Source organism: Bradyrhizobium sp. USDA 4341, from assembly GCF_054063755.1.
This window is the reverse complement of the sequence record NZ_JBSSGO010000001.1, coordinates 148,237-165,923: the sequence shown is the minus strand read 5'-3', so window position 1 is coordinate 165,923 and position 17,687 is coordinate 148,237. Positions and strand designations below refer to the sequence as shown.

At 58.9% G+C, this 17,687-nt stretch carries 17 protein-coding genes and 1 pseudogene; 12 read left to right on the top strand and 6 right to left on the bottom strand.

All coding sequences use genetic code 11. The features are described from left to right. The first annotated feature begins 32 nt into the window (after positions 1-32). A complete protein-coding gene (locus ACVIGB_RS00805; protein ID WP_456749070.1) occupies positions 33-866 on the top strand; it encodes a Crp/Fnr family transcriptional regulator in 834 nt (277 codons plus the stop codon). A 177-nt stretch (positions 867-1,043) separates the two neighbouring features. Here ACVIGB_RS00805 and ACVIGB_RS00800 read toward each other — a convergent pair. Next, positions 1,044-1,214, bottom strand: a pseudogene (locus ACVIGB_RS00800) (transposase); the annotation flags it as partial. A 399-nt stretch (positions 1,215-1,613) separates the two neighbouring features. On the opposite strand from ACVIGB_RS00800, the gene ACVIGB_RS00795 reads away from it, so the two are divergent. Genes ACVIGB_RS00795 through ACVIGB_RS00785 form a run of 3 tightly spaced genes read left to right on the top strand, consistent with a single transcriptional unit; the run spans position 1,614 to position 4,987 of the window. Next, positions 1,614-2,723, top strand: a complete 1,110-nt coding sequence (locus ACVIGB_RS00795) for a helix-turn-helix transcriptional regulator (RefSeq protein ID WP_456717548.1) — start codon at positions 1,614-1,616, stop codon at positions 2,721-2,723. A gap of 25 nt (positions 2,724-2,748) precedes the next feature. Then, positions 2,749-3,858 carry a helix-turn-helix transcriptional regulator gene (locus ACVIGB_RS00790; RefSeq protein WP_456717549.1) on the top strand — a complete coding sequence of 370 codons (1,110 nt, stop codon included), beginning with the start codon at positions 2,749-2,751 and terminating at the stop codon, positions 3,856-3,858. Further along, on the top strand, positions 3,851-4,987 hold the full coding sequence (locus tag ACVIGB_RS00785; protein ID WP_456717550.1) for a helix-turn-helix transcriptional regulator: 1,137 nt from the start codon (positions 3,851-3,853) through the stop codon (positions 4,985-4,987). The genes ACVIGB_RS00790 and ACVIGB_RS00785 overlap by 8 nt, the downstream gene beginning before the upstream one ends. Positions 4,988-5,068: 81 nt before the next feature. Here the strand turns inward: ACVIGB_RS00785 and ACVIGB_RS00780 are convergent, their stop codons facing one another. Then, positions 5,069-5,485 (bottom strand): cupin domain-containing protein, encoded by a 417-nt coding sequence (locus ACVIGB_RS00780; protein WP_456717551.1) that lies wholly within the window; start codon positions 5,483-5,485, stop codon positions 5,069-5,071. Positions 5,486-5,949: 464 nt separating this feature from the next. Here ACVIGB_RS00780 and ACVIGB_RS00775 point away from each other — a divergent pair, with 464 nt between their 5' ends. The 5 genes from ACVIGB_RS00775 (at position 5,950) to ACVIGB_RS00755 (ending at position 10,497) form a co-directional block, all read left to right on the top strand. Then, positions 5,950-6,486, top strand: coding sequence for a RidA family protein (locus ACVIGB_RS00775; protein WP_456717552.1), 537 nt, complete (start codon positions 5,950-5,952; stop codon positions 6,484-6,486). A 481-nt stretch (positions 6,487-6,967) separates the two neighbouring features. Further along, on the top strand, positions 6,968-7,216 hold the full coding sequence (locus tag ACVIGB_RS00770; protein ID WP_456717553.1) for a hypothetical protein: 249 nt from the start codon (positions 6,968-6,970) through the stop codon (positions 7,214-7,216). A 175-nt stretch (positions 7,217-7,391) separates the two neighbouring features. Continuing rightward, on the top strand, positions 7,392-7,820 hold the full coding sequence (locus tag ACVIGB_RS00765) for a hypothetical protein (RefSeq protein ID WP_456717554.1): 429 nt from the start codon (positions 7,392-7,394) through the stop codon (positions 7,818-7,820). Positions 7,821-8,138: 318 nt separating this feature from the next. Continuing rightward, on the top strand, positions 8,139-9,794 hold the full coding sequence (locus ACVIGB_RS00760) for a DUF4118 domain-containing protein (protein ID WP_456717555.1): 1,656 nt from the start codon (positions 8,139-8,141) through the stop codon (positions 9,792-9,794). Then, positions 9,787-10,497 (top strand): response regulator, encoded by a 711-nt coding sequence (locus tag ACVIGB_RS00755; protein ID WP_456717556.1) that lies wholly within the window; start codon positions 9,787-9,789, stop codon positions 10,495-10,497. Before ACVIGB_RS00760 ends, ACVIGB_RS00755 begins: the two co-directional genes overlap by 8 nt. Before the next feature lie 667 nt (positions 10,498-11,164). Here ACVIGB_RS00755 and ACVIGB_RS00750 read toward each other — a convergent pair. Continuing rightward, positions 11,165-11,518: a hypothetical protein gene (locus ACVIGB_RS00750; RefSeq protein ID WP_456749069.1), complete on the bottom strand. Its 354-nt coding sequence runs from the start codon at positions 11,516-11,518 to the stop codon at positions 11,165-11,167. Between the two features lie 298 nt (positions 11,519-11,816). Here ACVIGB_RS00750 and ACVIGB_RS00745 point away from each other — a divergent pair, with 298 nt between their 5' ends. Beyond that, positions 11,817-12,350, top strand: coding sequence for a hypothetical protein (locus ACVIGB_RS00745; protein WP_456717558.1), 534 nt, complete (start codon positions 11,817-11,819; stop codon positions 12,348-12,350). Positions 12,351-12,411: 61 nt separating this feature from the next. Here ACVIGB_RS00745 and ACVIGB_RS00740 read toward each other — a convergent pair whose 3' ends face one another. From ACVIGB_RS00740 to ACVIGB_RS00730, 3 genes are all read right to left on the bottom strand, one after another. Then, positions 12,412-12,600, bottom strand: a complete 189-nt coding sequence (locus ACVIGB_RS00740; RefSeq protein WP_456717559.1) for a hypothetical protein — start codon at positions 12,598-12,600, stop codon at positions 12,412-12,414. 76 nt (positions 12,601-12,676) lie between these two features. After that, on the bottom strand, positions 12,677-12,934 hold the full coding sequence (locus ACVIGB_RS00735; protein ID WP_456717560.1) for a PilZ domain-containing protein: 258 nt from the start codon (positions 12,932-12,934) through the stop codon (positions 12,677-12,679). Between the two features lie 125 nt (positions 12,935-13,059). Beyond that, the gene (locus ACVIGB_RS00730) at positions 13,060-14,001 is read right to left on the bottom strand and encodes a bifunctional heptose 7-phosphate kinase/heptose 1-phosphate adenyltransferase (RefSeq protein WP_456717561.1); all 942 of its coding nucleotides are present in this window, start codon (positions 13,999-14,001) and stop codon (positions 13,060-13,062) included. 187 nt (positions 14,002-14,188) lie between these two features. On the opposite strand from ACVIGB_RS00730, the gene ACVIGB_RS00725 reads away from it, so the two are divergent. Both ACVIGB_RS00725 and ACVIGB_RS00720 read left to right on the top strand, forming a co-directional pair. Then, positions 14,189-16,141: an ATP-binding protein gene (locus tag ACVIGB_RS00725; protein WP_456717562.1), complete on the top strand. Its 1,953-nt coding sequence runs from the start codon at positions 14,189-14,191 to the stop codon at positions 16,139-16,141. A 25-nt stretch (positions 16,142-16,166) separates the two neighbouring features. Beyond that, a complete protein-coding gene (locus ACVIGB_RS00720; protein WP_456749068.1) occupies positions 16,167-17,669 on the top strand; it encodes an alpha/beta hydrolase in 1,503 nt (500 codons plus the stop codon). The last annotated feature ends 18 nt before the right edge of the window (positions 17,670-17,687 follow it).

Below are 17,687 nucleotides of genomic sequence, written 5' to 3'. Positions count from 1 at the left end.
GGCGCCAAAAACCGCATGCCAGGAGAGGGACCATGACCGACCGCATGCCCGCAGTCCTCGAGGCGCCTGACTGTTCCAGAGATGCAGCTCTCAAGCGCGTGTCCGGCAAACAGCAGATGCTCGACCCGCCTTTTGTGGCGCGTCCTAAGAAGCAGTCCTTTGTCAAAAATGCGATTCTGGCGGCTCTTTCTCTGCAAGACCTTGCGGCACTGGGGGAGTTCCTTGAGCCGATCGTCCTGAAAAAACATATGACTCTGCAAGAGCCGAACAAGCAAGTCGAGCACGTCTATTTCATAGGGGCGGGCCTCGTCTCGCTGAGGGTAGTCGCGGCGGGAAGCATGCTTGAAACCGCGGTGATTGGATATCGGGGCGTGGTCGGCGCTTCGTTTTCGTGGGGAGGACATCTTTCGTCGCATCAATCTGTGGTGCTATTTCCCGGAAACGCGCACAGAATCCGTGTCGAGGATTTGCGTCGGGTGATGAAGGAGCGTCCTGAGATCCAAAAGCGTCTCTTTGAGTACGTTCAAGCGCTGACATTTCAGTGCGTTCAGACAGGATTGTGCGGGGTTCGGCACGATCGCGAACAGCGGCTCGCGAGCTGGCTATGTTTGGCGAGTGATGCAGCTGATGCCCATGTGCTGCCGGTTACCCATGACTATCTTTCCTCCGTCTTGGGATTGCGTCGCGCCGGGGTCACAGAGGTTCTCATCCGATTCGAAGAGCTGGGATTAATTCGCAAGATGCGCGGCGTCTTGCAGATCGATAACCGCTCGCTGCTCGAGCAAAAGGCATGCTGTTGCTACAAGCTTGTCTCAAGCGCTTATGCCTCATCTCAGTCAGTAATTTCAGAAGAGCCGGCGAGCTAGCAAAATCGCCAAGGCGCCCTGCCACATCTCTTCATTCATTTGTTTGAGAAAGTTGGTTCTCTGGTCTTGTCGGCTTCCGTGAAAAGCTCGCTGGGCGGGAATTGACCTCCGCCTGCCTGGTGATCGGCAGATCGTTATCGACCGGCGCCTCCGCCGGTCCTTTGTCCTGCCCAAAGCTCCGCCGGCGCCTTCTAAGAGTTGGGTCTTCCAGGTGGTGATCTGGTTCGGATGGACATCAAACAGTTGCGCCAGCTCGGCCAACGTCTTCTCCCCCTCCACGGCTGCCAAAGCCACCTTCGCCTTGACTGCCGGAGCTTGCCGCCTTCGCCAATACCGATCTGGCCGCACTCCCGGATTTGCGCAAACCGGAAGCGCTGGACCTTTGAGAACGAATGCATTGAACCTGTGAGGCGACTCCGCTCCGAGCCCGACTTAGCATATGGGCAGTGCCGCTCCAATCAGGGCCAGACCGAGGATCAACGCCCCCCCGGCGCACGCCTCCAGGAGTTCTACCTTCGACGGGAAGCGATTCACACAGCCGGCAAGCGCCAAGCTCATAGCCGCGCTTGCGAGACCAAGAGCAAACATGAACGTTCTTTCAAATCGATAGAGCCGACAGAAAACGACGGTCCGTTGGCGCTCTGCGCAACGCATTTTGATAACCGCAGAACACTCTGTTGACCGTATTGCGCTTGTTACATTCGTGTTGTCATATCCCTTTTGGGGAATGAGGGGACGCGGGCGTACATGTTGCGAGTGACAGAAGACCTGATCGATCAGGTCTACGAGGCTGCGGCCGTACCGGAGCTTTGGGACGGCGTTCTTGACCGAGTTGCGCGCCAGTTCGACTCTATTGGTGGTCTGCTGTTCACGCACAATTCCCAGTACAACGCCTGGGCTGGCTCATCGGTCATGCGGCCCATGTTTGCAGAATTCGCCGCGAGGGTGATGGAGCCTCACAACCCGCGCACCGAGCGAGCGTTTGCAAGAACCCATTGCGGCTTCATTTCCGATCATGAACTGTTCACCCCAGAGGAAATGGACCGGGACCCGTTTTACCAGTACTTACGCAGCAAGGGCGGAGGATGGTGCGCGGGCACTGTCATCCGGGCGCCGAGCGAGGATCTTGTTGTCTTCAGTTGGGAGCGTCGTTTTGAACAAGGGCCGTTTTCTGCCGAAGCAGTCGCCGCACTTGATCCATTGAGAGCTCATCTTGCCCGAGCCGCGCTGATCTCAGGCAGGCTAGGCCTCGAACGCGCGCGTGCTGCGGCCGAGGTATTGGGCCTGATCGGTTTGCCGGCCGCCCTGCTCTCGCCGTCTCATCGTCTCATGGCTGCAAATAAGCTCCTCGACGACCTAGTCCCCCATGTCATCCAGGATCGGAGATTGCGGATCAGTCTCGTCGACAAGCGAGCGGATCGGCTGCTTGCGCTGGCGCTGCAACAAGTTGAAGGCCAAGCAGCTGCTCAGGTGCGTTCAATTCCGATAGCAGCGACCGAGGATACTCCAGCCTCCATCGTGCATGTCGTCCCAGTGCGAGGCGCGGCAAACGATATCTTTGCAACGGCCTCGTGCGTGTTGGTGCTCACGACGGTCTCGCAGCAGGCGATTGCACCCACCCAAGTCATTGAGGGATTGTTCGATCTTACGCCGGCGGAAGCAAACGTTGCGCGAGGGATTGCTGCCGGGAAGACCGTCGACGGCATGGCGGCGGAGGCTGGAGTTGCCGTTGGCACCATCAGGCAGCAACTGAAATCAATCTTCGGCAAGACGGGGGTTTCCAGACAAGCTGAACTCGTCGGCATGTTGGTCGGAAGCGCGTTGCGATCTTCTGGCCCTTCTAGCGCCATTTCTTAGAAGTGCGCTTTCGGGTGCGGCCCAAATGCTGATTACCGAGCAACTCATCGACGACATCTACGAGGCTGCCGTTATCCCTGACAAATGGCAGCATCTCCTCGATCAGATCGGACGCCAGATTGACTCCATAGGCGGTATTCTGTTTACGGCAAATCGGCAGTTTTCGGGCTACGTTGCCTCACCTGTGCTGCGTCGGATTTATGAGGACTTCATTGAAGACGGGTATGCAGCGCTGAACCCTCGGCCACAGCGAGCAATCGCAAGAAATTATCCGGGTTTTGTTGGTGACCATGAGCTCTTCAGCCCGGATGAGATGGATCAGGACCCGGCTTATTCCTACTTGCGACGCAAGGGAGCAGGATGGTGTGCCGGGACAGTAGTTCAGGCGCCGGGCGGAGACATCGCCATATTCAGCTGGGAAAAGAAATTCTCGGACGGCCCGGTTAGCTCGGAGGCCATCCGTGCACTCGACCCTCTTCGTCCGCACCTCGCACGCGCGTCCGTTCTATCAGGCAGGCTGGGTCTCGAGAAGGCCAAAGCCGCAGCTGAAATCCTGGGGCTGATAGGGCTGCCTTGCGCCGTTTTGTCTCTCTCGAACCGAATATTGGCAACCAACAAACTGTTCGATGTTCTTATCCCTAGCGTCGTTCAGGATCGGACGTCCCGCGTGACGCTCGTCGATCGCCGGGCTGACGCAATCCTGGGCGAATCATTCTTGCAGCTCGGTTGTCAGGATTCGAAATCGCTTCGTTCCATTCCCCTTCCCGCAACGGAGGAAACGCCGGCATCGGTTGTTCACCTCGTTCCGATACGCGGTGCTGCCAACGAGGTGTTCACCCTGGCATCCTGCGTGCTGATCGTGACCCAAGTGAGTAGACTGGCGATCGTCTCGTCCGACGTCATTCAAGGTTTGTTCGACCTTACACCAGCGGAGGCTAGAGTTGCGCGCGGAATTGCGGAAGGAAACACCATCGAGGACTTGGCGATCAAGGCCGGCGTGACCGTGGGCACGGTCAGGCAGCAATTGAAGTCGGTATTCGGCAAGACAGGAGTTTCCAGGCAAGCTGAACTTGTCTGCATGCTCGTTGGCAGTGCCTTGGGCGGCAACGGACGGCGAAAGACCGGAGATGAGTGAAGTTTCAGAAGATGGCCGGTTCGTTGCCGCGATTGAGGCCATTTACCATTCCGCGCCGCAGCCGTCCAATTGGCCGTCCGCGTTGCAGGCCATCGCCGATGTCTTGGGTGCGGTCGGAACCGTTCTAATGTGGCGCCGCGACGATGGGAGTTTTGGAACAATCGTCTCGCCCAAACTTATCGCGGCTCAGGAGGCCTTCCAGGAAAAGTGGTGGCGCCACGACATTCGTAGCCTCAGGGCTATCGAGCAGGCCTACATCAGCCGCAAGCAAGCAATCACCGATCGCCATGTCGTGACCCCGCAGGAGATCGAAGAACACCCCATTTACACGCAGTTTCTCGTCCCGCATGGCCTCGGCTGGTTCGCTGGAGCCGCAATTTCCCCGGACCCGCTGATTGATGTTTGGATCAGTATCCAGCGATCCAAATCAACGGCGCCGTTTTCAGATGATGAACTTGAGGTGATTGCTCGCCTGGCCCACCACGCCGAAAATGCCCTGCGCCTGAGTGTCCGGCTTTTCGATGCCGAATTGTCCAAACTGGCGCTGAGCGACGCGCTTGTGCGTATCGGCATTGGCGTCTTTGTCCTCGATTCGAGCAAGCGCATCATCTTCTCCAATCCAGCAGCGGTGCGCCATCTCGGCGGCGGCTTAGCGATCAGTGGCAGCCGGCTCTCGGTTGGCCTATCGCAGGAGCAGCGGGAGCTTGAGGCCGCAATCGACCAGATGCTCTCGGTTCATCCGGACAGCAACTCCCCAAGGCCGATCTTGGTTCACCGAGAAACGTCTGATCGGCCTCTTGCGCTGTACGTGATTCGAGTTCGCGGCTCTGAGTTGCAGGATGCGGCAACTCATTTTCTAACTCATGCTCGCGTGATCGTGTTGGTGATCGATCCGACGGCGAACGCTATGGCAGATCCTGCAATTGTCCGAGACCTTCTCGGCCTGACCTTGGGGGAAGCGCGCGTGGCAGCTCTCGTCGGATCGGGGCTTTCACCGGTGCAGGCCGCTCAAAGGCTGGGTATCGCCGAGGGAACTGCGCGCGTCGTGCTCAAGCGTGTCTTTTCCAAGGTCGGAGTGTCGCGCCAGAGCGAATTGGCTGCTCTTCTGTCCAAGATGGTTGTGCTATAAGCGTTGCCTCATCGTTGGGATCGAGAGCTGCCATCTTTGCCGCTCCGGTGCCTGGGCAGAGTGCGCGCTTGCGCATTTTGGTCATTCACTCTTCTGAATGAGATGAACGGTAAGTAGCTTGAGGGCTTTGTCGCCTGTGTTCTTGAAGGCTCCACGTGGCGCATCACGGACGTTGAATTTTGCGGTTCTGGGCTCAAACGTAAACGGTGTGCCGTCTGGCCGTTCCGCAGAAGCCCCCTCTACGACATAGTACGCTTCTTCACCAGGATGGTTGCGCAACAGGCCCGACGCCCCGGGAGGCACTTCAACGAGACTGACAACCATCCCCATATCTGCAACGCCCAGATCGCCTCTGGCGAGTTCTGTTTTCTTCGTCGTTTGGGTGCAAACGGCTGTCCCCGTACTCGAGATCCCCGTTGCTACAAAATCATGGTGCGCAATGTACAACGCCCGTCTTAGTAGCTTGTCTGTTAGGCTTTCGAGTCTCAAGCTACGCATACGACCCTCGCAATTGCCACCCACAATCCTGTCCGATGCGATTGATCTTTTAACTTAGCATCTCCCATTTGGGATAAGACATATCCACTCCGGTGAGCGACAATTATTGCCGAATGGTTTGATCCGACAATAGTGACGGAGCACTTCTGATGCTGAAATTCAGGACAGCAATCGTCGCAGCCTCGTCACTCGTTTCGTCCGTCGCGATGGCGGACGAGAAACGGTTACGGTCTTGTACAGCCAGCCGCAGAACGCCGAAGCGTTCGACAAGTATTACGGCAAGCACATGCCCATGGTGTATGCCGTCAAGGCAATCAAAAATAGATTGCGCAGCCGCGACCTGTCCCCGATGGTTGACTGCTCGGGGGAATAGGGCCAAAGCCAATGTCGTCGGTGGTCAACTTTCGCCAATTTGCATCTGCAAACGTGCGCCATGCGCACGAGCACGATAGGGAGAACGATACATGAAAGCCCTGATGAATTTCTGTGGCCTTGGAATGCTAATGTTAGTCGTTTCGTCAGGTTGCGCATTGGCACAGGTTGCCACGAGCGCCGAGGCGAGACTTAAAGAGCTGAATATCACGTTGCCGTCGGTCCCTCCGCCAATAGCGAACTACGTCGCTTCGGTGCGGGTGGGTAACTTGCTGTTCCTTGCTGGAACTACTGCAACTCCCGATTGGAAGTACAAAGGCAAGGTGGGCAGGGACCTCACGGTTCAAGAAGGCTATGACACTGCTCGCCAAGTTGGGCTGATCATGTTGGCGAAAGTGCGAGCCGCACTTGGTAGCTTGGATCACGTGAGACGCATTGTAAAAGTCCTAGGGATGGTCAACTCGGCCGACGGTTTTGGTGACCAGCCGAAGGTGATAAACGGATTTTCCGATCTGATGGTGGACGTTTTCGGCGAGAAAATTGGAAAACACGCACGCTCTGCCGTAGGAATGGCGGGGCTTCCTTCCAATAACGCCGTGGAAGTCGAGATGATTGTTGAGGTCGAGTGATACTGAGCGCAGTGGCCGCTTGGAGTCAATCACGTCGGCTTGGCGATGTCTGAGCCACTTCCGCTTGTCCCCTGATAGTGGCCCTATAGCGGGACATGGTGACCGCCACGCCTCTTCCAACACCCTGTATGTTACACCCATAGCTTTTTTGGGAGCTGCGAGCGGGACGTGCCGAGGTCCCGATTTTCTAGCGGTAGCTTCGAAGCTGTCGGCAGGCATCACACCCTAAATCGACCGACGCATTTTTTGGCCGGCGCTACCAGCACTCGCACGGACGTGTGCGCCAGCTGCGGCCTGCGGGCATGCCAATGCCGACGGGCCGATTTCGCCGACGCGTCGCCGCAGGAGCCAACCACCAGCAATACGCCAAGGTGAACCGCCAACCTGATGCCGAAACGTCCTGCTCCGTGAAAACGAAGTGGTCGCATCAGATCCCTACTGGCTCGGCCACATCGGCAACTTCGGACCGCCCTAATAGCGCATGTGGGGGGCGGAGCCGTCCCCCGAAGGCGCCATCACGTCGCTGGCGCAGCCGGCGGCCGCGGCGCAGACGCCGGCGAGCGCAACGACGCGCAGCAATGTACGCTTCAATCTCGAGATCACCACGTTGCCCTCCTTTCCGGCCGTGCCGCCACGTCCGGCGACCGATCAGTATTTCGCGACCACCGGACCACCGAACTTGTGGTCGAGACCTACCGTCACGACGGAATACGTGCTGTCGACCGTGTAGGGAATCTGGCCGTTCAGCGGCGCAGCGCGCTCGTACCGGCCGAAGTCGTAGTAGCGATACTCGAACTTGCCGATCAGGTTGTTGGTGATCGCATAGGCGATGCCGCCACCCGCGCGGTCAGACCGCTCCGGTTGGCGTTGAACTGATCGACACCGAACACCGGATCGGTGTTGGTGTGCTAGAGCTCGCCATAAGCCCAGCAGCGGGTGAAGAACAGCAGCAAGCGGTCGACCGCAATGCCGCCAAGAAGTCCAACCAGGGTTTCGTCGAGATCGCGACGGCGATCCTGTCGCTGGAGATTTTGGCAAGCAGCTTTGCGGGCTGGACCGCACTCTATCCGGAGGCCGGTGCGAGCGCGCATGCGGTCCTGAAGCGGCAATCCGGCGGCTCGCAGACTCCGCTGATGGAATTTTATCTCTACCCAGCCGAAAACGTCAGTTCGGCCGCGATCGCCAAGCTGACCCCGCCGCGGACGAACCAGACCGGCGAATTCGGACTCAACCGCACGTCGAAGCCGGAGCTTGCCGGAGAGCGGCTGGCGCTCGGCTATGTCAATAAGATGCTGCAAAAATCGGATGATGCCGCCCTGCTTGAGCAGCACTGAAGGCACTTCGCGCCGCCGTCTTGTCTGCCATTCGATCCATCCGGCGGCGACGGCAATCGCAGATCTCGTGCTTCGACTATTTCTTTTATATTTCTCAGCCGCCTCAGCAGCATGGATTTTCTATCCGTTCCTGGGGAATGCTCGAATCGTTGGGTAGTTGGTGACATCGGAGCAGCGGCCCGACGATCGAACGTTGAACCATTCGCGAGGGCGTGCGCCATTGTGACGGCGCTGGACCCACGTCTTCAACGCTCTCATCGGATGTTGCCGGGGCGGATATCGCGCTGGCCGCGACGGCCGTGACACGAGGATCCTCCGGTGTCGTGCTCTGCGAAGGCAAAATCCTTGATCTATTCCCTGCCCCTGTTTCAACGGCTCGCGGATATCCGCGCGCGGCCTACCGAAGCGGGGCATGTGTTCGCGCCGGGGTTCGAAGCGAAGCCGCAATTGGTCATGTGGACCGACGTCCGGCCCCTGCTGTGGTCGGTTGGATCGATCGGCGTCGTCACGGCGCTGCTGTTTGCGCTCAATGAACCGATCGCCGCGAACCTGGTGCCGATCGCCTATCTGATCCCGATCATCTATGCAGCCACCCGATTGGGCATCTGGTCGGGCACGCTGGCATCGCTGACCGCGATCGCCGCAGCCGACTTCTTCTTTTTTTCGCCGCTCTACAGCCTTCGGGTCGACAGTCCACAGGAGGCGATCGATCTCCTCGTCTTCCTCGTCGTCGCGCTGGTGAGCAGCAATCTGGCGTCGCGCCTGCAACAGGAGACCGAAAGGTTGCGGCGCCGTGAGCGGGAGATCCAGCACCTCTACGAATTCTCCAAACGCCTGGCCGCCTGCTTCACCATCTCCGATCTGATCGACGCCGTCAGTCATTATCTGGCCCATACGCTCGGCCAGCGGGCTGCATTGTTCGTCGCGTCCGCGGGAGGTCATTTCGAATCCTCGCCGGAATTGGGAGCTGCCCCGCCGGCCGTGCAGGAGAGCGTAGCGGCGATGACGGCGACGGTCGGCGTAACAGATCGCAGCGTCATCGATGAATCGACCCAGGAGGTGTGGCTGCTCCGTGCCGTCGGATCGAAAACCCTGGTGCACGGCGTCATCGCCATCAATGCCGGGCGCGGTACGCGCGAGGCGATCGCGTTGCGCACACGCCGGATCGAGGCGGTGCTGGAGGAGGTTTCGCTGACGCTGCAACGGCTCGATATCGGCAAGGCGATGGACGATGCCAGGATGCATCTGCAGGCCGAATTGTTGCGGGACGCCTTCCACGGCACACTCTCGCATGAACTCTGCTCGCCGCTGGCCGCCATCCAGGGATCGGTGAGCGTCATGCACGCGATGCCGGCCGTCAGCGCCGACGAACGGCTGCGTTCGCTGATCGAGGCGGTTTCGGACGAGGTCGCGCGGCTCGACGGCCACATCCGCAATCTCCTGAATGCGACGCGCGTCACAGCCGGCGGGCTGACGCCTCGTCTCGAATGGTCCGACCCGCGCGACATCGTCAACGCCGCCGTCAAGGCGCGTGCGCCGCGGCTGGCGGCGCACCGCGTCGAGATCGGATTTGACGACGATCTCCCGCTGCTCAACGTCGATTCCGGCCTGCTCGCGGAGGCCTGTGGCCAGCTGCTCGAGAACGCCGCCAAATATTCCCCGTCCGGGTCGACGATCTCGGTGCAGACCCGGCACGTCGCCGGGCGTGTCGTGATGTCGATCATCGACCAGGGGGTTGGCGTCACGCTGGACGAGCAGCGCCATCTCGGCCGCAAGTCGTTCCGCAGCCCGCGACACCAGGCGAGCGTCCCCGGCTCCGGGCTCGGCTTCTGGATCGCATCGACCTTCGTCAGGGCACATGACGGCACCGTCGAGGTCGCGAGCCGCGGCCACGGCCTCGGGACGACGGCATCGATCTTGCTACCGGCAGCGCAGACCACGGATTCAGATTTGGTGACCTGCGACGATGAGTAAGCCGCGTAACCTCGTCCTGCTGATCGATGACGAACCAAAGATCCGCCGCTTCCTGCGCGCCGGGTTCGAGATTCACGGCTTCTCCGTGGTCGAGGCCGAGAACGCCGCCGACGGGTTGAAGATCGCGACCTTCAGTGCGCCCGACCTCGTGATCCTCGATCTCGGTCTGCCGGACCTGCATGGCAGCGAGACGCTGGAGCGGCTGCGCTCCTGGTCCAACGTTCCGGTGATCGTGCTCTCCGTCGAATCCAACGAGGACGAGAAGGTTCGCCTGCTGCAGGCCGGTGCCGATGATTATGTCGTCAAGCCGTTCGGCATGGCCGAGTTGCTGGCGCGCAGCGATGCCGCGTTGCGCCGCTATTTCAAGAGCGCCACCGAGAATCCGGTCGTCGTCGCCGGGCCGCTGTCGGTCGATCTGGTCAGCCGGACCGTCTCGCTCAACCAGGCCAGGATCAAGCTGACGCGGAAGGAGTACCGCCTGCTGCACGTACTTGCCGTACATATCGGCCTGGTGGTGACGCACGATCAGCTGCTGAAGGAGATCTGGACCGGCAACCAGCGCGACAACATCCAGTATCTGCGCATCCTGGTGCGCAAGCTGCGCCAGAAGATCGAGGCCGATCCCAACCAGCCGCGCCTGCTGGTCACCGAATCGGGGGTCGGCTATCGACTTCAGAACCGGTTGGAGACCGAGGTGAATTGAGCAGCAGAACCTCGCCCAGTATCCGTGCTAGCAGTCCTTCCTCGTTCTGGGCACGGACTGGCTCGCCGCGGTCCCATTCGGCACACAGCAGCGGGCTCGCCGTGTGATCTCCAACGAAGCGGGTCCGCCGCAACGTGGATCGATCTGAATCGTTCAGAAGTCAGAAGGTAATCCGGTCGGATTTGAAGGCTGACGCAGCAGCTCCGCACGACAATCGTCTCCGACCACAGCAACGACGCCACACCGGGCTCCGAAAGCTGCGCTTGCCAAGGCAATTCCCGCAGCTCTACCGAGCGTGGCCCCGGCAGCTTGTGTCACGAGAACTGGCGGGCCGAATCTCGAACGGATCTCCCCGTACGCGAACTCGTCTACGACAATGTCGCCGACTTGCTTTAAGCCGTCTGATTTGCCGTTATGAATCCCGGCACTCAAGGACACGGCGGGCTGGCAGTTCTTTCCGCATCCAGAAGTCCGTCGTATCGCCTCCCCCACTCTGCCTTGCATTCCTCCCGTGAGTGGGTTTCGTAGAAGCGATCGGCGACCATTGAAAGCCGAGACCCTCCGGTATCGATCCGCGGCCGTCGGGTCGGCGTCCGGGATTAAAGGGCGCCGGCGGATTATCGTGCCAATAGGCGAAGTAGCCCCGATGATCGGCCATGATGGGTCCCTACGGCGTTGTCGATCGCGACATGGTCTCAGCCCTCAGGTGATCTTTTGCCAGCCAGAGGATGTTGTCGAAGTCGAAGCCTTTCTGCGAGGCATAGGCCTTGAGCGCGCCGATCGCGACCGCGGCTCGGGTCTCGACCTCGGGGGAATGGATGACGAATTCATCGCGCAAGGCGTTCCCGGCATCGAAGGACGTCTCGGCATCCTTACGTTCGAACGTGACGAAGTGACCCGCATCGGTGACCATGTCGACGATCGTGGAGCGGATGTCCGCGCGTTCACCTCGCCCGCTCTTGAGGTAGTTCTCGACCATTTGCCTTCCGACGTCGTCGATCCGCTGCCCAACGTAGAGCATCATGCTATCCACAAGCAAGGACCCCGCCAATTCACGAATTTCGTTTGAGCTCATGTGACCTCCAGTCTCGCCATCATTCGACTGAACGACTATCCCAGTTGGGCTCGAAAGTGGCAATTGCGACGGCGAGACGCTTCGAAGAAGCTGGCAATTTCGCCCCACTGCGCAGGTCATGAGGCTCACCCTTTAACCATGACAAGCGGTCCACTGTTTGTCAGGACTCTCTGGCATGTCAGAACGCCACTATCGCCCGCCGACGATACGCGAGCTTGGGCGAAAGTAGCTTGATGGATCGCAAATGTTTGATAAAGCAGCCTCGTTCCTCGAAGCGATCGGAATCTCGGTTCGCATCGAACAGGGAGCTCGTGGCTTCCTCAATCAACTGCGCATCGAGGGATCTGGTCTCGTTGTTGAGAACAACGATAGCGAGATTGTCGGTGATATGTTGCATGAGGCTGGCCATATCGCCGTGATCCCGAGCCTGTTTCGCGGACAGCTTACGGCAGACGTCGATGACGTGGCGCCGATTATGGCCCAATACGTCAAGGACAACCCGAACTGCATGGCGTGGCCCGAGGATCCCATCGCAAGGGCCATCATGCAATCCGGCGAGCAAGAGGCCATCGCGTGGTCCTATGCAGCCGCGCATCATATCGGGATCGACACCAGGCTGCCATTTGCCCAGGGGTTCGACGGTAATGGCCAAGAAATCCACGACATGCTGGCCATTGGATGTCATCTAGGAATTCACGGTCTCTTTCATGCCGGAATGACCCAGCTCCCGCGGCAGGTTCATGGCTACCCAAAGATGAAGCGATGGATGCAAATCTAGGGTCACTAGGTACCTCGCCATAATCCAGATCGCTCCAGATCTGGCGAGGCCTCCCTGTGGACTATCGTTGATGACCGAGTCCGATCCCGAGACCCTTCGCCTTCTGTCTAAGCGACCCCTCTGACCGCTTCATCTGCTTTACAATCTTGGCGACAGGCGTGCGCGCTTTCGAGTGCTGTTTCAATAACTTGACGTCGTCTTTGGTATACGGCTTACGCGCCGGTCCTTTTGTCGTCTTCTTCGGCACCATGCACTCCTATTGTTGATGCGGCCGCTTTTTAGCATGGTGCGGGTGACCGGCAAGCGGCCGAATCCTCAGGCGGGCCTTATCCGATGAAAGTGACCCCCACCCTGTTTTCCTTGCGCCAGACCGCGCGACAGGGTTTGCGAAAGCCATCGCTGTCGATGACGAGCGTAAAGGTGTCCGGGAACCAGAGCGGACTGTTGAGGATGAGGCCCGCTCCCGTCTCGGAAATGCTGCGGACTGTGCATGCGACTTCGCTACGCACGGCGTCGCCAAACTCAATCACGCCAGCCTTAAAGATGCGTCTCCTGGCTGCGATCCGCGATTCGCGGTGTTGCACTACAATCCTCCGTGTGGTCGCGAAGTCTCCAGAACCCATTCTTCTCGTATTCGCCAAGGATTCGATTGCCAAGCACCATTCCTTCAAGAGGGTGAAGGCTCGTTAACCAACGAGCAGTGACCGGGTTATGCGATGGTCGTTCCATCGCGGAGCGCGTCAAGCAAGATGCTGCCATTCTCGAGCGCACTTGATGCGGCCGCGTAACAGGCCTCCATGGCCTGCTCCCACGGAAGGCCGCAGGCCAAAGCGAGTGCCAACGCCGCAATTCCAGCATCGCCGCATCGGAACTCGGCGTCCGCTATCCCGAAGCCGCCAAGATGGGTGGCAGTCGTTGCCCTCGGAATAAAGCTCATGCCAAACCCAGGCTGAACCACCAGGAGCGCTTCAATTGAGGCGCGCTCAAGAACCTGCAGCGAAACGATTTCGAGCTCGTCTGCATTGGCCGGAACGGAACCAATCGAAGCGCAGAGGTGAGCAAAACCTGGCGCCAAAATCGTTGCACCAGCGTACTTGGAGAAGTCAGCTTGCGACGAAACGACCAGGGTCGGTATCCCCTGCTGACGGGCAGCTGCAATGGTGTCGCGAATCAAACGATCTGTCAGTGCACCACAATCGTGATCGGACAGAACGATCACGTCGGCATCAAGAACCTCCCCAATAATTCGGGCCAGGAGGCTTTCTTCGATCTGTCCGCGGACAGGATTCCGCCCCTCCCGCTCAACGGTCAGAATCGGTGGTGCCTGGTCTGTGACATACCGGATTGTCCGAACAGTCGATCGCTCCGTATCTCTAACTAATCGAAGAGAAATTCCATCACGCCCAAGCAGTTCTCGAACTGAACATGCCCCCTGATCGTCTCCGACGGGAGCGACGATACTGGATTGAGCGCCAAGCGCCGCGACCCACTTCGCGACTCCGGCCGAGCCGGCGACCGATACCTCCCATTTATGGGCAACAAGGCTCGGCGTGGATGTCGTCGAACGAGTTCGCCCATAAACCACCTCGTGGAGCATGAGGTCGCCCACACATAGAACCTTCCGAGCATCGAACTTTGCGAAATCGAACATCCACCACTTCCCCTTCGACATAACCGTCTCGCGTCGCAGTCCTGTTTGCAACGCGCCGGAATCTAGAAGACGTGGACAAGCGAAATTGAGATCGACAATGAAATAAGAAAGACCACGAAAGCTCGTTTGTCGCTTGCAGGGCCCGCCCGTACGGTCAATCGGTAAGCCACCTAAATCGAGCCGACGCATGACCAAGCATTCGAACCAAAGCGCCCCAACCATCGTCGTTTCGGAGAGCGGCACCACCCGCGCTTTTAAAATGCATCCAGCACTACTTTGGGATGTAATGACGCGTCAGGCAGGGACGTTGAGCAAGGCAGCGCAGGAAGGTTGTCAGAACAGCGTCGACGCCGGCGCGAAGTCGGTCAGAATGACGCTGACAAAAGATCGGCTCATCATCGAGGATGATGGCAAGGGATTCGTCGACGATCGCGAAATCGAAGATTTCTTCGAAACATTTGGTCATCCGCACGAAGAAGGCGACGCTGTGTTCGGGCGGTTCCGCATGGGGCGCGGCCAGCTCCTGGCGACCGGCGTTTGCAAATATATTTCCAACAACTATAGGATGCGTACCGATCTTAGGTATCAGAAAGGCAGCAAGAATGAGGGACTTAATTATCAGCTGTACAAGCTTGATGAGTCTCATAAAGGCTGCCGCATCGAGATTGAGCTCTACGAGAAGCTGATCCCATCGAAGATCGACGAGATCGAGCGCGAAATCGCTCGCAACATGAAATATCTGCAGATCCCGCTCGAACTGAACGGCGAGATCGTCAACAAGCTGCCGAAAGACTGCAAATGGGACTTCGAGGATGACGTCGCTTACTACTCGCTCCGCGATGTCGGATCGCTCTCGGTCTACAACCTCGGCGTTTTCGTCAAAGACTATCCTGCGACATCGTACGGCACAGGCGGCACAGTCGTGTCAAAGGTGCCTCTCGACGTGAACTTTGCGCGCAATGACGTGGTATCGGCATGCAAGGTGTTCAAGAAAATCAGCGCGAAAGTACGTTCGACCTCCGTCGAGAAGAGCGTCAAGAAGACCAAGCTGAATGACAACGAATGGGAGTCCATTGCCAACGCTGTTCGCGTGGGCTCGAAGTCTCTCGCTGAGATCCTGGACCTTAAATTGCTGCGCAATAGCAGCGGCGCGATGTTTTCGCTCGCCGATCTGGGCGCAAAGCTCGGCCGGGCCAGTGATCGCATCGCCGTTGCCAAGGCCAAAGACATGGTGGCCGATCGACTTCTGCAAAGGGGGATCGCGCTCGTCCTCGACGAGGAGGTCTTGTCGAAGTTCGGGTATGGTTCACTGAAGGAATTCAAGACTGACATCGCAAAAAAAGCCGGAAAGGAAGCAAAACGCATCCATGACTGGAAGGTGCGCAATCCGCTGTTGATGCTCGAACAGGCCCTGGGGGATGCGAAGATTCTCGAAGGGAAGGATTTCGGCAAGTACGTGAAGGCCGACTATGAAGAGGTTCCAATCAAGGATTTATCGCCGGCCGAGAAGTTCGCACTGAAGGTCTTCTCCAGGGGCTGCAACAACCTCGGTTGGGAGATCAGCCGCATTTACCAGCTCGGCCGCGATCTCGGCGAAGAGACTCCGTATCCCTGGCAGCGCCTTGCTCGAGAGCGAGATCTGGCCGCCTATCCCGCCTCGGTGTGCGAGATGATGGTTGACATGGCTGGCGGGAAAGATGCCACGCCGCGCGCTCGTGAGCTGAAGGTCGGCCTATCAATGACCGCCGCCGCCTGGACCGACGGCGAGCATACGATTTGGATCAATCGCAATCGCCTGAGCGATTTGACCAAAGGTCTCTCCGGCTGCGCGAAGGTCGCTTCCCTGCTGCTGCATGAATACGTGCATCAGGCGCCCAATCTCGTCGACAACAATCACGACCCGGAGTTCTACGAACTATTCCATAACTTGTCGGTCCACACTCCATTGATCGGGCGTGCCGTCGATAAGATGATGGAGACTGCTGTCAAGTTGGTCCGCGACGAAAAGAGGAAGCCGACGGGAGCGTTCAAGAAGTTCGAAGACCAAAAGGCGCAAGTAGTCGATCCTATCTTCGTTGCGAATGACCAACCCGAGTTCGACCTGATCGAAGAAGGGCTGGCGCCTGGTTTGGCGCCGTAGATGCCATCAGGAAGAACGCAAAGCGATGACCATTGTCGAAACGGCAACAAGTCAGGCAAGTCGCAGCGCTTGGAGGCTGCCACTCTTTGGCTTGTTGACTGAGGCGCTCCAAGAGATTGAACGCTCACTCCTGTATCAGCGAACGGCGTCGAGAATCGCGGCGCCGACCGTGCACCCCGCGGCCGAGGAGATGGTGATCGCGACCTCAGACGGAGAACAGCTGGCTGCGATCCACGTGCCGCCGGCGAAAGGGCGGCCGTTGGTACTCTATTTTCACGGCAACGGCCAGAGCCTGACATCACGAACTGGACGCTTCAGAAACCTTATAGCCGAGGGTTTTGGCATCCTGGCGCCTTCCTATCGGGGCTATGCTGGTTCAACCGGACAACCGAACGAGAATGGGCTCTACCTGGATGCTCATGCGGCCTACGACGCCGCTGCCCGGCTATACGGCGCCGATCGCGTAGTTGCTTGGGGTTATTCTCTCGGCACCGGCGTGGCGGTGCAGTTGGCAAGCGAGCGACCTCTGGCACGCCTGGTGCTGGAAGCTCCGTTCACTTCTGTGCCTGAGGTGGGATCCTCGATGTTCCCATTCCTGCCGATCGGGGCCTTGATGAGCGAGCAATTCTGTTCGCGCCGGCGGATCGCCTCGATCGGATGCCCTGTCCTCATCCTGCACGGTCGGAACGACGGCATTGTCCCCGTCTCCCAGGGTGAAGCGCTCTACGGATTGGCCGCTGAGCCCAAGCGGTTGCTCCTTTTCGACGGAGGGCATATGGATCTGGATCGTCACGGCGCGCTCGACGCCGCGGTGGAATTCATCGGGAATTGGCGCTCTCGAAACGCACAGGAGATCGAAATGGCACAGGCGTTCGACTGGACGAAGTCCTGCTCTTACGATCAGGAGCAAAAACAAGCGTTCCACCGGACCGCCCGCGCCAGGCTGAAAGCTCTGGCCGAGGTCCTGGAGCTGCCGGAGGGCTCGTACGATCTCCGCTCAAATAAGGCCGGCATCGCCGTGAGCGGCGACGTTACTCTGCACCACGATAAATTGTATATTCAGGCATCGCAATCTGCGATGGTGGCAGAAAACGGTGCTGCGCACGGCCTGCTGGTGCGTACCTGCAAGGGACGAAAGGATTACACCGGCGGTCGGAACCACATGCTTCACCTCAAGGAGCTTGACGATCCGCGGGCTCTCGCGTTGAAGGTCTTGACGATTTCCCCCTCGGTTCGGCCAGACGTCGTGACCGACCAGGACGATCCGGATTACGGCGGGGGGACTTCGCCCATGACCAACCAGAAAACTGTTTCGTTGACCGATCTTTTCACCGCGGAGGAGCTCGACGCCGCCGTTGAGCTCTATGACAGCTGCTCACCCGGCACATTCAATGCTGCGGTCGTGCAAAAGATCGTTCAGCCCGCCCTGCCGCGGATCAACCAGGTGACCGGCCAAGAGAACGATGCCAAGTACTGGGGATACGCGCTCGAGCACGCCATATCGTCGTATCGTCAACCAAAGCCTTGAGCCGGAGTTCGAGCGGCG